Source organism: Acinetobacter tandoii (assembly GCF_008867985.1).
In the GTDB taxonomy this organism is placed as follows: Bacteria; Pseudomonadota; Gammaproteobacteria; order Pseudomonadales; family Moraxellaceae; genus Acinetobacter; species Acinetobacter tandoii.
Window position 1 is genome coordinate 40730 of record NZ_VXLD01000010.1, and the last position, 14050, is coordinate 54779.

14 protein-coding genes are annotated in these 14050 nt (G+C 40.9%); 6 read left to right on the forward strand and 8 right to left on the reverse strand.

Translation table 11 applies throughout. From position 1 onward, the window contains the following. The first annotated feature begins 165 nt into the window (after positions 1-165). Positions 166-522 (forward strand): hypothetical protein, encoded by a 357-nt coding sequence (locus F4W09_RS13330; protein WP_044738844.1) that lies wholly within the window; start codon positions 166-168, stop codon positions 520-522. A gap of 52 nt (positions 523-574) precedes the next feature. Here the strand turns inward: F4W09_RS13330 and F4W09_RS13335 are convergent, their stop codons facing one another. Continuing rightward, the gene (locus tag F4W09_RS13335) at positions 575-769 is read right to left on the reverse strand and encodes a ribbon-helix-helix protein (RefSeq protein ID WP_044738931.1); all 195 of its coding nucleotides are present in this window, start codon (positions 767-769) and stop codon (positions 575-577) included. A gap of 255 nt (positions 770-1024) precedes the next feature. On the opposite strand from F4W09_RS13335, the gene dtd reads away from it, so the two are divergent. Beyond that, the gene (gene dtd, locus F4W09_RS13340; protein ID WP_151505074.1) at positions 1025-1465 is read left to right on the forward strand and encodes a D-aminoacyl-tRNA deacylase; all 441 of its coding nucleotides are present in this window, start codon (positions 1025-1027) and stop codon (positions 1463-1465) included. A 64-nt stretch (positions 1466-1529) separates the two neighbouring features. Here dtd and F4W09_RS13345 read toward each other — a convergent pair whose 3' ends face one another. The 3 genes from F4W09_RS13345 to serB form a co-directional block, all read right to left on the reverse strand. After that, the gene (locus tag F4W09_RS13345; RefSeq protein WP_016168888.1) at positions 1530-2009 is read right to left on the reverse strand and encodes an SCP2 sterol-binding domain-containing protein; all 480 of its coding nucleotides are present in this window, start codon (positions 2007-2009) and stop codon (positions 1530-1532) included. A 370-nt stretch (positions 2010-2379) separates the two neighbouring features. Further along, positions 2380-2712, reverse strand: a complete 333-nt coding sequence (aciT, locus tag F4W09_RS13350) for a ciprofloxacin tolerance protein AciT (protein WP_016168889.1) — start codon at positions 2710-2712, stop codon at positions 2380-2382. A gap of 412 nt (positions 2713-3124) precedes the next feature. Then, positions 3125-4345, reverse strand: a complete 1221-nt coding sequence (gene serB / locus F4W09_RS13355; protein WP_016168890.1) for a phosphoserine phosphatase SerB — start codon at positions 4343-4345, stop codon at positions 3125-3127. A gap of 77 nt (positions 4346-4422) precedes the next feature. Here serB and F4W09_RS13360 point away from each other — a divergent pair, with 77 nt between their 5' ends. Beyond that, positions 4423-5676 (forward strand): hypothetical protein, encoded by a 1254-nt coding sequence (locus F4W09_RS13360; protein ID WP_104441316.1) that lies wholly within the window; start codon positions 4423-4425, stop codon positions 5674-5676. A 59-nt stretch (positions 5677-5735) separates the two neighbouring features. Here F4W09_RS13360 and ppk1 read toward each other — a convergent pair whose 3' ends face one another. The 4 genes from ppk1 to mhpT all read right to left on the reverse strand — a co-directional run bounded on the left by ppk1 (position 5736) and on the right by mhpT (position 11033). After that, positions 5736-7799 carry a polyphosphate kinase 1 gene (gene ppk1, locus F4W09_RS13365; RefSeq protein ID WP_151505075.1) on the reverse strand — a complete coding sequence of 688 codons (2064 nt, stop codon included), beginning with the start codon at positions 7797-7799 and terminating at the stop codon, positions 5736-5738. 168 nt (positions 7800-7967) lie between these two features. Then, the gene (locus F4W09_RS13370; RefSeq protein ID WP_151505076.1) at positions 7968-8942 is read right to left on the reverse strand and encodes a bile acid:sodium symporter family protein; all 975 of its coding nucleotides are present in this window, start codon (positions 8940-8942) and stop codon (positions 7968-7970) included. A gap of 53 nt (positions 8943-8995) precedes the next feature. Next, positions 8996-9631 (reverse strand): bifunctional nicotinamidase/pyrazinamidase, encoded by a 636-nt coding sequence (pncA, locus tag F4W09_RS13375; protein ID WP_044738930.1) that lies wholly within the window; start codon positions 9629-9631, stop codon positions 8996-8998. 184 nt (positions 9632-9815) lie between these two features. After that, the gene (gene mhpT, locus F4W09_RS13380; protein WP_016168895.1) at positions 9816-11033 is read right to left on the reverse strand and encodes a 3-(3-hydroxy-phenyl)propionate transporter MhpT; all 1218 of its coding nucleotides are present in this window, start codon (positions 11031-11033) and stop codon (positions 9816-9818) included. Positions 11034-11670: 637 nt separating this feature from the next. On the opposite strand from mhpT, the gene dapA reads away from it, so the two are divergent. From dapA to purC, 3 genes are read left to right on the forward strand one after another with little or no spacing between them, the layout of a single operon-like run. Continuing rightward, positions 11671-12570, forward strand: coding sequence for a 4-hydroxy-tetrahydrodipicolinate synthase (gene dapA / locus F4W09_RS13385; RefSeq protein ID WP_016168896.1), 900 nt, complete (start codon positions 11671-11673; stop codon positions 12568-12570). A gap of 13 nt (positions 12571-12583) precedes the next feature. After that, positions 12584-13192, forward strand: coding sequence for a lipoprotein-34 precursor (NlpB) (locus tag F4W09_RS13390; RefSeq protein WP_044738838.1), 609 nt, complete (start codon positions 12584-12586; stop codon positions 13190-13192). Between the two features lie 37 nt (positions 13193-13229). Next, on the forward strand, positions 13230-13949 hold the full coding sequence (gene purC / locus F4W09_RS13395; protein ID WP_016168898.1) for a phosphoribosylaminoimidazolesuccinocarboxamide synthase: 720 nt from the start codon (positions 13230-13232) through the stop codon (positions 13947-13949). The last annotated feature ends 101 nt before the right edge of the window (positions 13950-14050 follow it).

Sequence of the window (14050 nt, forward strand, 5' to 3'; positions counted from 1 at the left end):
TTATCATAATATTATAATAAAATACATTTTTAATAAATTTATATTAACATTCATTGCAATTATATTTGCTTTAAATTAACATCAAATTTCAAATAAAAAGTAATATTATTCACCATTAAAATTAATAATATTACCCAATAAATCATGCTGGTATGGAGAATAACAATGGCTAAGTTAGATTTAAAACCGTTAGTTGAAATCGACGGTTTTGTTGCTGCTGCACTCGTTGATAGTTCAAGTGGCTTATCTTTATCTGGGGTAGGTTCTGGAATAGATTTAGAACTTGCAGCTGCGGGAAATACAGAGGTTATTCGTGCAAAGCGAAAGGTCGCGAGTGCTTTAAATTTAAAAGATAATATTGAAGATGTATTGATTAGTTTAGGTAAGCAATATCACATTTTACGCCCATTAGACCGCAATGATGAACTGTTTCTCTATCTAGTCTTAGACCGTCACAAATCAAATCTTGCGATGGCTCGCCATGAATTAAAAGCGTTTGAAAAAGAATTAGATTTCTCATAATTTTTGCGATGAGCAAAAAAAAAGCCATCTTTCATAGATGGCTTTTTTGGTATCATTTTTCCGATGAATTTTGCACATTATTTTTCAATTTTGTTGCGTAATCTACACCATGCGTATTTAAATATTCACGAATAAGCTGTCGAACCACTTGTGAGGGTTTTAAATCTTGCTGACTACATAACACTTCAAAAGCTTCTTTTTTTATAGGGTCAATCAAAATTGTCAATCTTGCAGTTTTATTTTCCATAGCCATTTTCTATCATATTATTAACATAAAATGATAATATCATTATCATTTTATTATTGTAAGGCAAGATTTAAATTCATCCATGCCTTTCTTTAAATTGAATAGTGATTTAGCATAACTTAATCTGCAAAATAAAACCATATTACTTTTAAGGTTTTAATGATCACTTATTTTAATCTTTCTCAGCATAATATATGAAATCGGTTATCTGCTTTTGATAAACTGATTTTGAGTGTTTTGATATCAGTTTTTTATATGCGTGCATTATTACAACGAGTACTTGAAGCCAAAGTGATCGTCGACGGTCAAGTCACGGGTGAAATTCAACATGGGTTGCTGGTCTTTTTAGGGCTAGGGAAAGAAGATCAACTGGAAAAAGGCAAAAAGTTGATTGATAAAATCCTCAAGTACCGCATTTTTGATGATGAACAAGGTAAAATGGGCTGGAACGTGGCACAAGCTCAAGGTGGTTTGTTGTTGGTGTCGCAATTTACCCTCATGGCGCAAACGCAAAAAGGCTTACGCCCAGATTTTGGCCCTGCAATGCCGCCTGATGCTGCCAAAGTTTTGTATGAACAATTGGTGGACTATGCCAAATCCCAATTTGAACAGGTACAAACAGGCATTTTTGCAGCAGACATGAAAGTCCATTTAATTAATGATGGTCCTGTGACTTTTCAACTTGAAGTTGAATAAAATATTCCGCAATAAAAAAGCCTACAGTGAATTGTAGGCTTTTTATTGCTTCGCAGTGAAAGACTTATCGGCCTGTCTTTTCTTTTAAGAATTGACGTGCCAATTGAATTTTCTCTTTCACTGGTTTTGGTAATTTTGGTGGAATCAATTTTGCAACTTTGTTAAACCAAACCAACAAGCTGAAGTCACCTTCCATTTTGATGCTGCCATTTTGCATCCCAGTCATAAATGCAGAAGGGTCTCCTTTCAACAAGGTTTTCACCCCTTGCTCGCTGTCTGCAAATTGCAAGATAAAATCAGCTTTCTCTGCATCGCCTGAAACTGTATCAATTTGTCCATTGTCGACAATAATTTGACGCGCTACGCCTTGATCTGTCCCAATTTGAATACGGAACTGACGCTCATGAATTAACTCGATAAATTTTGGACTGGTACGAGCCAGTTGTTTCATGCGCAATACTAAACTTGCCACTAAAAGATCAAGTGGATCCGTGCTCACATCGACCAATGGTAGTTTGACAACTGGAATTGAAGACAGTTTCATGACGTTTGAAGCCTATTGTAATTGTAGAAAAATTGACTGCTCCATCCTACCATAACTTAATTCTGATGGAAGCTAGGCTTTGTATAACAATCCTGATCCGACCACCAAAGTCACAAACAAAATTTTTATTCTCATCATAAAAAGGCTGTCTTTTTACTAATACTTAAATCAGCAATTACAGCCTGTATAAGTGAAATGGATTCAATCACAACCATAACATTAAAAATAAAAAAGCACTTGAGGCGACAAACCTACTCTAGTATCAGCCATATCGACCTATATAAGGTAGTTTTATGGATATTTTCTTATGCTTTCGGCTTCACCGAAACTGAGCTCCTTCCCACCTTGGCTGAAAAGGAGCAATAAACACTTAACGACTACTGTACTGCTGATCGTCCTCATACACAGGAGTATGTTCAATATAGCGACGTTTAGATAAAGCACGTTCAGCACGACGGTCTTCTCGAAACAATAATAGCGTCACCATCGTCATGGCTAAACTCACCGCTGCCAAATAGCTATACGCCATGGGTACATCAAATACGACCTGAATGCTGAGTCGAATCATTTCTAACAAGCCCCAGAACATCATACCTGCGAACATAAAGCTCAGCCAACGGCGATAAGGCGAGAAGAAAACAGCAATCAATGCAACAGCCACACAACTCAAGCCAATTATGGTTGCTAAATTCGCTGTGACCATAAAAACCTCCGTCTTCAATGGGAATCGTGTCTGGGCAGATACTCAACCCTTAATTCTCACGACCTATATTAATTTTGTGAAATTTGTTTATCTGCATCTCTATGCAAGCATTATGAGCAGTTTTAAACAGAAAAAAAGGCATGCTTTTTTATTAAACGACATACATTGTCGCAATATTATTTTGTCATTACATTTTTTGTCATTTCGACTTGAATGGAAGCAAGATATGCCATGAGTTGGCGTGTCATTACAAAAAAACAACGGGTTTTTTCACTGAAAAAAATATTTTTTAGATACCTGATATGAAGCAGATTGTGCCCAATCGTTAGATGATTTTTTAATACAAAAGTCACGCATAAGAAAACAAAAAACGCAATCCTAAGATTGCGTTTTTTTTATGAAACTGTAATGGTTACGCGCAGTTAAGATCTTTATCATGCACACCCAACAAGTATAAAACTCCATCGAGTCCTACACTTGAAATCGCCTGATTGGCATTCTGACGGACTAAAGGTTTCGCACGGAAAGCGACCCCTAAGCCTGCCAAAGACAACATGGGTAAATCATTGGCGCCATCCCCCACCGCAATGGTTTGCTCTGGTGAAATACCCATATTATCTGCCAGTTCACTTAACAAAAATGCCTTACGTGCACCATCGACAATATGTCCTTTGACTTCACCTGTGACGTAACCATCTTGTACATCTAGTACATTGGCATGTACTTCATCAATCCCGAGTTTGGCTTGTAAATACTCTGCAAAGTACTGGAAGCCACCCGATAAAATTGCTGTTCTATAACCTAATGATTTTAAGGTTGTAATTAAGCGTTCAGCACCTTCTGTAATGGTCAAACGTTCCGCAATTTTAGGCAATACCGAAGCATCCAAACCTTTCAATAACGCCACTCGCGCACGGAAACTTTGTTGGAAATCTAGTTCCCCTTGCATAGCACGTTCAGTAATTTCTGCAACTTGCTCACCCACACCCGCTTCAATCGCCAATTCATCAATCACCTCTTGTTCAATGAGGGTTGAATCCATGTCAAAACAGACTAAACGGCTGTTACGACGATAAGCGTTATCTTCTTGCACCGCAATATCGATACTGAGTTCAGAAGACAAACGTAAACAAGCTGCGCGCATTGCGGTTGCATCTAACATTTGTCCACTTAGACCAAACTGTACGCAAGAGCGTTTTGGCCCTTCCAACTGATTTTGTAGTTGCGGACGGCCTGATAAACGGGTCACTGTTTCGATATTAAAACCTTGGTTCGACACAATATTGGTAACAGCTTGTAAATGTGCAGCCGTCAGTTCTGGTGCCAAAGCCGTAACAATATAGCGTGTCCGTCCACCTTCACTTACCCATTGATCATATTCTGTTGCAGAGATCGGTTTAAAGCGCACTGTTAAGCCGATATCATGTGCTAGAATCAGAATTTCCTTCATGGCTAATGCTGTTGCAGTCTGGTCATCTGACGAAACAACAATACCTAAAGTCAGTTGATTATGGATGACGGCTTGTCCAACATCTAGAATTTGTAAGGAATGAGTGGACAAAACCCGCATTAATCGAGTGAATTGATTAGGCTGGTCGGGTCCCAAAAATGATATAAGAATGATTTCTCGCATGAATTGACTCGGGTCTGAGCTACAACTATTGTGAGAATCATAATCGAATTTGAATAGAATTGCCTTGGAAGTTTACGTTGAATGCGCCTAGACAAGGGCTATTTGCTAGCCTACTGATAATAAGTTTTGCACTTCATACCTTTTTATTGGTGATTGCAACCACTCACCAACTGAATGAGAACCGTGCGAATCAGGGACAGTTGATGACCAGCCAACTGGTCACAGACAGCTTATCTGAGCTCGATCCTGCCAATACGGTATCACTGGCCTTGTTGGTGAATCGTTATGCCACCAATCCAAGTGTCGCCTCTATTCGAATTTTGGACGGCGCCAATCAGGTTTTGGCAACAGGTGGTTTATCCAAAACACGTGATGGTGAAGTTTTTGTTCGTGATGCCCTACAAAATGAGAAAAAAGTCGGCACCATTGAAATTACCCTGATCAAACCTAGTATTGGGGAAATTTTACGGACTCAATGGTTAGCGATTTTGTTCTCGTTCTTTATTCATGGTCTATTATGGTTAGGTTACCGTGCGATTGCTCGCCCAAGCCGTACAGAATATTTAGCACGCATTAATAATGAATCACGCTTAAAACACGAAATTCAGGCCTTAACTCAAGCACTGGAGCAAGAGAAACATAATGCTGCATTAACCATTGCTCAAGCCCAACAGCAGTTTCAAAATAAAAACAAAGCCAAAGAAATCAAGCCTGTGGTTTTGGATGATTGCTCGGTCGCATTGAACATTCAATATTATGATCCAAAGCAACTCCTCGACTCGGTCAATCAGACCGTATCTGTACCCTATTTCAATTTATGCCAAATTTTCTTGAATAAGAGTATTGAGCTTGCTGTTCAGCACTATAAATTGAATCGATCAGACATTACCACAGTACAACAATTCAGTGCGCAAGGGGCAACCATCACCTTAACGGCAGACATGCCTAATGCCGTGCCTTGTCTAGTGATGATTAGCTCAGTGTTCCAATTATTGTCGGAAGTTTTATATAAACGCTACCGTGAAGAAAAACGTTTCGTGTTACAAACACGCAGTGCTATTTCTTCGTCTGTAGAAGCAATGCAGTTATCTGCGGTTCAAGCGGCTGAACGTCTGGTCCATCAACTTTCTGCCAAAGAAAGTGCAGTTCATCTGAACAATGAGTTGTTAAAGGATATCAGCGAACATTATGACTTGGTGTCCTTGCCAAATCCGACCAATGTATTGACTCGTCATGCCTTTATGGTCAATGGGATGGATAGCAGTACAGCCGAATTGGCACAAAGTTTAAGAACTGAGATTTTGAAAGGTAAACAATCTAAAGCTTCATAAGCTTGCTGCAATAAAAAAGCCTGACTCGTATCAGGCTTTTTTTACGCTGTTTTAAAAGATTAAATTTTTTGTAAACTCTTGCTGATTAAGAACTCCTGCGCGGAATAGGGTACTTCATCTGGAGCAACGTAGGCTTGAATCCATTCTCCAGTGGGTTGCAGCTCCCACGTACCTTTTTGATCCGACAAATAATTGAGTAAACCATCTTGCAGAATACGCTTTTTGATCTTCGGGTCTAAAATAGGAAAGCAAGTTTCAACACGTGAAAATAAATTACGTCCCATCCAGTCTGCGCTGGCACAGTACAGTTTCTTTTCTCCGCCCTGTTCAAAATAATAGACTCGAGTATGTTCCAAGAAACGTCCTACAATGGATCGCACTCGAATATTTTCGGACAAGCCCTCCAGTTGTGGAACCAAGCAGCAAATCGAACGAATAATCAGGTCAATGTTCACTCCTGCATGTGAGGCGCGATATAAAGCAGCAATCAGTTGAGGTTCGGTCAGTGCATTGACCTTAATGATAATGCGCGCGTTTTTTCCCGCTTGTGCGTATGCAATTTCCTGATCAATCAACTTCAGCAATTCTGTATGCAAAGTAAAAGGCGCATGTAGCAAAGTCTTTAATTTTGCCATCTTGCCCATGCCCGTCAGTTCTTGGAACATCAGGTGTACATCTTCACAGATGTCGGGTTGTGTGGTCATCAAGCCATAATCGGTATATATTCTGGCATTACCTGCATGATAATTGCCTGTGCCTAAATGTGCATAACGCACCAATTGCCGATCTTCACGACGCACGATTAAAATCATTTTGGCATGGGTTTTATAACCCACAATGCCGTACACCACTACCGCCCCCGCTTCTTGCAAGACATTGGCTACGGTAATATTCGATTCTTCATCAAAACGTGCCCGCAGTTCAATCACCGCGGTAACTTCTTTGCCATTCCGCGCCGCTTCTGCTAAGGCTTGCACAATTTCCGAATCGGCTCCACTACGATATAGCGTTTGTTTAATGGCCAATACATTCGGATCTTTTGCCGCTTCACGTAATAAACTGATCACAGGCTGGAATGAGTCAAAAGGATGATGCAGTAACACATCTTCTTTTTTCAAAATTTCAAAAATGGACTGTTGCTTGCGAAAGGGCTTCGGAATAACAGGATTAAACACAGGATATTTTAAATCAGGGCGATCAAAACTGGTGGTTAAGCGCGATAAATTGATGGGCCCCGAAATCGAATACAAATGCTCTTGATCTAAATCGAATTGATTCAGCAAATAATCCGTAATTTCACGAGGACAATCATCTTCAATTTCTAAACGCACCGCGCGACCAAAACGCCGAGAAGACAGCTCATCTTTTAATGCCACCGCCAGATCATCGACATCTTCAGATAAAATTAAATCCGCATTGCGTGTGACGCGGAAAGCATAACAACCTGTCGCTCTCATGCCGGGAAATAAATCGCTGATATGTTGTTGAATAATAGCGGTCAGGAAAATCTGTTCTTGATGGTTCCCTACCACACTCTCGGGCAGATGAATCAAACGTGGTAAAGAACGCGGTGCAGGCACAATCGCCATTTCAATTTCACGTCCAAAAGCATCTTTACCTTCTAGGCTGACAATGAAATTCAGGCTTTTATTCACCAAACGTGGAAAAGGATGTGATGGATCCAAACTGATTGGGGTCAACACAGGCTGCACTTGTTTAGCAAAATAGTTGGCAATCCACGGCTTATGCTTTTCCAGAATATCTTGATATTGAATGAAATGAATCCCAAAGCCTTGTAGCTGCGGCAAAATGGAATGATTGAAAATCTCATACTGCTCTTGTACCGCCTGATGCACTATAGTCGAAAGTTCAGACAAAACCACATCGGTTGGAATACCGTCAGGCATTCGGGTAATGGCGTTTAAATCCTGTTGCTTCATTAACCCCGCAACTCGAATTTCAAAAAATTCATCCAGATTGCGGGAGAAAATAATCAGGAAGTTAAGGCGCTCTAAAATGGGTAAATCAGGATTTCTCGCTTGAGCTAGAACACGCCGATTAAATTCAATGAGCGCCAATTCACGATTGAAATACGTTGCTGATGAATGCTGAAAATTTTTCATTTTGACTCAATATGGTTGATTTTTTAATCAACTCTTTACCCTCTGTGCCTGCATGTTATGTAGTGTTTATGACATTTTTATTACACGCTTGAACTCAGCTTGAATATGCGAACTCACTGTTTACTTTATAAACACTTGGTCAAATTTTTATTAAAAATCACACTGATTTCATTCAGATTTTCGAGCATCCAACTCTGGTGCAGCAACCGATTCATGCTGTCGACTTGCCCAATAGGTCGCCAAAATCGGCCCAGAAATATTATGCCATAAACTAAAAATTGCACTGGGTAAGGCAGTTAATGGCGCTGTTGCAAAATGAACTGCGGCTAATGCCACACCCAGACCTGAGTTTTGCATCCCGACCTCAATCGCCACAGCCTTACTATCTGCATAATTTAAATGGAATAAACGGCTGCACCCAAATCCCAACAGATATCCTAGGCCATTGTGTAATGCCACCACCAGAAAAATCAATAAACCTGAATGTAACAACTGTGCTTTACTGCCACCAATAATGGCCGCCACAATCAACACGATAGCCAACACCGAAATCAGCGGCATCACAGTGATGTACTGCTGAATCCGTTGTTTCAATAAACGTCGTAAAATTAAGCCCACCACAATCGGCAATAGCACCACCTGTAAAATTGAACTCAGCATCGACCACGCATTAATTTCAATCCATTGACTCGCAAGCAGATAGAAAATAAATGGGGTCAGTATTGGAGCCAATAAAGTCGAAACCGCAGTGCAAGCGACAGACAACGCCGTATTGCCCTTTGCCATATAAGTAATGACATTTGAAGCGGTTCCCCCAGGACAACAGCCCACTAAAATCACCCCAACTGCCAGCTCTGCAGGCAATTGAAAAATCAAACATAGGACATAAGCCAAGGACGGCATCACCACAAATTGTGCGATTACCCCAATACAGACCGCTTTCGGCGTTTGTGCTATCGCTTTAAAGTCCTCCAGTTGCATGGTCATCCCCATGCCCAACATAATAATTCCCAACATCCATGGGATATAAGCTTTTAACCAGACAAAGGCTTCAGGCAGAATTAATGCAATGGCTGCAAACAGCACCACCCACAAAGCAAAAGTTTTCTGAATCAAACGGCTCAATTGCAATAATGCAGACATCGTCAGTCCTCAATGGGTCGGCAAACTAGAGAAGGTGAAGCGAGGTAAGCGAGTTATGCAGGCGTGGCTGTAACAATATCTTTGATATAAACCCGTCGTACACCTGCAGCTAGCATATCTTGCCAAGCATGTTGCAACGAACCATTTAAATCAATTGCTTTGGTTGCATCGGCAATCACATAGGTTTTAAAACCTAAACGGCAGGCATCTATCGCTGTCCATGCCACACAGAAGTCCGTTGCAATACCCACGATATACACCGTATCTATGCCGCGTGCATTTAAATAACCTGCCAAACCTGTCGTGGTTTTTCGGTCTGCTTCCATAAATGCCGAATAACTGTCGATATTTACATGCATGCCTTTACGGATAATCAATTGGGCTTGGGGTAAGGCTAAATCAGGATGAAAATCGGCATCATGGCTACCTTGTACACAATGCACAGGCCAAAGCACCTGTGTGCCATAAGGCAGTTCAATCTGATCGAAGGCTTGTTTACCCACATGATTGTCGGCAAAAGAAATATGCTGCGCAGGATGCCAGTCTTGGGTCAGAATAATTTGTTCAAAATAATTCCCCAATTGATTTATTTTGGGGATAATTTGGTCGGCATGGGCAACCGCAAGATTTCCTCCTGGGGTAAAACCATTTTGTACATCCACCACAATCAACGCTTTTTTGTTTTGTATCTGTTGCATGTCCGTTTCATTCACTGTTCTTTTTAATTGTTCGCTAGCATATAACAAAAGTTCAAGGATGTAGTGAGCGCGTCAGTCTCACTGACTTGATCTACAACAATTCCTGCTGTTACCGATTATTTATTGCCCATAAAAATAGCCCGTATTAACGGGCTACTCATAGACTATAGGCTGTTTAAACGGTGACTTTCTGTAGACGTTGTACCAGAATTAACATCAATACGGCAGAAATCACAATACAAGGAATCGCTGCTGAAACAACACCTGTCGCGCCAAAACCTGCTGCCAAAAGCTGTCCCGCAATGGTCGGGCCCAACATCGCCCCAATACGCCCAACAGCCGAAGCCATCCCTACACCCGTGCCACGTAGCTCAGTGGGATAAACAATACTCCCAAACGCATAGAGCACACCCTGACAACCAATCACAAAAGCCCCAACCAGTGCTGATGCCAAATACATTTGTGTGAGTGAAGCTGCAGCATTTAAAGCAAATAAGCCTGCCAAAATTCCGCCATACATCAACACAATCACATAAGCCTTTTTCCAGCGGTCTGTCAGCATACCCAAAATCACCGTGCCTACGGTTGCACTGAGCATGAAGTAGAATTGCGCTGTACTGCCTTCCTTACGCGAGAAACCAAGCTCCATAAATAACGAAGGTAACCAGCTCAGCATGATATAAACCACCATTAAGGTGAAGAAATAACTAAACCAAATCAATCCAGTACGCATTAAATTATGGCGATTAAACAAATCCTGAAAAGAGACATTCTGCTCGACCTCTGCGGTTTCAACACGTGTTTGGGCCTTTAAGAATTCACGCGATTCAGGCAAAAACTTGATCATTATCGGCAGCACAATAATAGGTAACAAGCCACCCAGATAAAAAATATTTTTCCAGTTCGAACCGAAATCTAAACTGGCAATGTAGGACAGAATCGCAGCTCCGACAGGCATACCACAATACATTAACCCCACCGCTTGCCCACGCTTTGCAGGAGTAACCGCTTCCGATGCTAGCGTAATTAACAACGGCATCGCAGCACCTAAGCCCGCGCCAGCCAAAAAGCGAACCAGTAATAAACTGTAAAAACTATTTACCCAGACGGTACATAAAGTGAATATCGCAAATATAGCGACAGACCAGACCAAGACTGTTTTACGTCCTATACGGTCTGCAAAACGGCCACCCACCAATGCGCCAGGTAATAATCCTAAAATTCCTGCGCTAAAAAATACACCCAGTTGTGAACTGTCCAGTGCAAAATGTTCCCGAATTCCTGCCGCAGCGATACCCGCAGCTTGAATATCCAAGCCTTCAATCACGGCGATTAAAAAGCAAATTGCCACCGTAATCACGGAGTGCTTACGCGCTGAAGAAGATGCCTTCATTTCAACTCCTTGTTTAAACATCGTCCAAAATGAAGCCCATCATCTGTGAAGCAGAAATTTTAATTAACCCACCTTAAGTTGAAGATTTTTGATAATTTTTTATAAATTATGAGATAAATCACATTTTCAATACATCTGACCGATAGTCTTAAAAACAATTAATCCGAACGAAATTTGACTAAAATAGTCAACAATTCAGTTAAACTTTAAATACTTAGCCATAGCTCAAATTAAGCGATGCTCAATCAGTTATTGTTCAGATCAATAATTGACAGCGGCTTTTATTATGAAGCCTCATATTTTCTTGCACGTTACCTAGAGTTATAAGCTCTTTAGTAAGTTTTATAAGCTCTTAATCTTATTTACCTTTCCTACTCAATTATGTAAATCTACGTCTTTTTTTGACCTTCTGAAGTGCGAGATACGTCCCCTCACTACGAGGTTAATTTTCACTTTTTTAAAGTTTTGAATTGCTTTGACTAAAGCATATTGTTCTTCATCGCTTGTTCAGTCATAATTTGCGTAAGCATTATTCAATTCGACAGATTCTAATTGAACTGCTATAAATCAAAATGCGCACCCATCCAACCTCATTTTTTTCACTTCACTGGATGGACAAATAGGATATTTTTTCAAAATGACTCAGCAAGCACAGATCATTCAAGGCTCAATAGTCGCAATCGTCACCCCAATGTTTGAAGATGGCAGCGTAGATTGGAAGGGTCTTGAGAAGCTCGTTGAGTGGCACATAGAACAGGGAACAAACAGTATTGTTGCAGTTGGAACAACTGGTGAAGCTTCTACATTAAGCATGGCTGAACATACACAAGTGATTAAAGAAGTCGTTCGTGTAGCCAACAAACGTATTCCAATTATTGCTGGTACTGGTGCAAACTCAACGCGCGAAGCAATTGAACTCACAAAAGAAGCAAAAAAACTCGGTGCTGATGCAGCCCTATTGGTCACACCATATTACAATAAACCGACACAAGAAGGCTTATATCAACACTACAAAGCGATTGCTGAAGCTGTTGATTTACCTCAAATTCTGTATAACGTACCAGGGCGTACAGGCGTAGACATGGCGAATGAAACGGTCATCCGTCTGGCTGATATTCCGCAAATTATCGGCATTAAAGATGCAACTGGCGATGTTCCACGCGGTCAAGCACTGATTGAAGGCTTACGTGGTAAAGACATGGTGGTTTATTCAGGTGATGATGCAACCGCTTACCAGTTAATCGAACATGGTGCGAAAGGCAACATTTCGGTAACTGCGAATGTTGCACCTAAACAAATGAGCGAAGTATGTGCGGTTGCGATTGCAGGCGATGCTGCACGTGCAGAAGCACTAAATGCTCAAGTTGCAAATTTACACAATATTCTGTTTTGTGAATCGAACCCAATTCCTGTGAAATGGGCACTACACGAAATGGGCTTAATTGGTACTGGCATTCGCTTACCATTAACACCTCTTGCAGAACAATACCGCGCACCACTGCGTGAAGCGTTGGTGGCGGCAGGTATAATCAAATAAAGAGCACTATATTATGCAGTTACGTTTAGGTTTAACCCTTGCACTTTCAGTATTGAGTTTAGCGGGTTGTAGTTCACTTGCAGTTAGCAACAAATCTTTGAACTATAAAGAGACAGCAACCCTCGAACCGCTACAATATCCTGAAGGGTCAATGGTTCGTCCAGCAACGCCACTGTATCCAGCACCAACGGTTGATCCCCTTGCAATTCAGCACGCGCCAAAGCTCGAAAATAGCAAAGGCAACCGTTTTGCTTTACCCCGCCCAGATGTTGCTGTACCCAACAGCGCAGCAACTGCTGCTTCTGAACAAAGCACTGCGGTAGGTCGTCCTCAATTACTAACTGATGGAAATCAAAATCCATTGCTCAAAATTGACGGAAATTCTGATACAATTTGGCAGTATACACTTGCCACGCTCAGCAGCCTGAACCAGAACATTGTGGGTCAAAGTAAAAACCGTTACGAAGTAACGCTTAAAATCGATCAGCAGATCTACGTACTACGACTAACATCAGTAGGTTCAAGTCATAATTTGGCAGTGTTTAATGCCGATAACAGCTTTGCAGATAAACAAAAAGCTGCAGAACTGTTAACCCAGATTTACCAAAACTGGCCGGCCTAGATCATACTAGGCATTTTTTTTTGCAAAAGGTTCCCCCATGTTAAAACAAACCTTGCTCTATACTGGTAAAGCGAAATCTGTGTATGAAACAGATAATCAAGACCACCTGATTTTAGTATTTCGTGATGATGCCTCTGCGTTCAATGGCGAAAAAATCGAACAACTAGATCGTAAAGGCAAGGTGAACAACCGTTTTAACGCCTTTATCATGGAGCAACTGGCTGCTGCTGGCATTGAAACTCATTTTGAAAAATTACTTTCTCCAACAGAAGTGTTGGTAAAGAAATTAGACATGATTCCTGTGGAATGTGTGATTCGTAACTACGCGGCTGGTTCATTGTGCCGTCGCTTAGGGGTTGAAGAAGGTAAAGAACTAACTCCTCCTACTTTCGAATTGTTCTTCAAAGATGATGCGCTTGGCGATCCAATGGTAAATGAATCTCAAGCCATTGCTTTAGGTTGGGCAACTGCTGCACAACTTGAAAAAATGAAAGAACTCACGTATCAAGTAAATGATGTATTAAAAGCATTGTTCGACAAAGGCAACATGATTTTGGTTGACTTCAAACTTGAGTTTGGCGTATTCCATGACCGTATCGTGTTGGGTGACGAATTCTCTCCAGACGGTTGCCGTCTATGGGATAAAGACACTAAGAAAAAATTAGACAAAGACCGTTTCCGCCAAGGTTTAGGTGGTGTGGTTGAAGCTTATGAAGAAGTTGCTGCACGTATTGGCATCGACCTTTCAGACATCTAATTTGCTCTGAAACTTCAAAACAAAAAAACCGAGTCTCATGGCTCGGTTTTTTATGCTCTGAAATAATGATTTTCCAATATCTATACCTTGAATTAAATTGG

Coding starts and splice junctions, on each gene's coding strand:
- ppk1 (WP_151505075.1), bottom strand. CDS start 7,799: ATGAAAAATTTTCAGCATTCATCAGCAACGTATTTCAATCGTGAATTG.
- F4W09_RS13330 (WP_044738844.1), top strand. CDS start 166: ATGGCTAAGTTAGATTTAAAACCGTTAGTTGAAATCGACGGTTTTGTT.
- dapA (WP_016168896.1), top strand. CDS start 11,671: ATGACTCAGCAAGCACAGATCATTCAAGGCTCAATAGTCGCAATCGTC.
- F4W09_RS13345 (WP_016168888.1), bottom strand. CDS start 2,009: ATGAAACTGTCTTCAATTCCAGTTGTCAAACTACCATTGGTCGATGTG.
- mhpT (WP_016168895.1), bottom strand. CDS start 11,033: ATGAAGGCATCTTCTTCAGCGCGTAAGCACTCCGTGATTACGGTGGCA.
- purC (WP_016168898.1), top strand. CDS start 13,230: ATGTTAAAACAAACCTTGCTCTATACTGGTAAAGCGAAATCTGTGTAT.
- F4W09_RS13335 (WP_044738931.1), bottom strand. CDS start 769: ATGGAAAATAAAACTGCAAGATTGACAATTTTGATTGACCCTATAAAA.
- F4W09_RS13390 (WP_044738838.1), top strand. CDS start 12,584: ATGCAGTTACGTTTAGGTTTAACCCTTGCACTTTCAGTATTGAGTTTA.
- dtd (WP_151505074.1), top strand. CDS start 1,025: ATGCGTGCATTATTACAACGAGTACTTGAAGCCAAAGTGATCGTCGAC.
- serB (WP_016168890.1), bottom strand. CDS start 4,345: ATGCGAGAAATCATTCTTATATCATTTTTGGGACCCGACCAGCCTAAT.
- aciT (WP_016168889.1), bottom strand. CDS start 2,712: ATGGTCACAGCGAATTTAGCAACCATAATTGGCTTGAGTTGTGTGGCT.
- F4W09_RS13370 (WP_151505076.1), bottom strand. CDS start 8,942: ATGTCTGCATTATTGCAATTGAGCCGTTTGATTCAGAAAACTTTTGCT.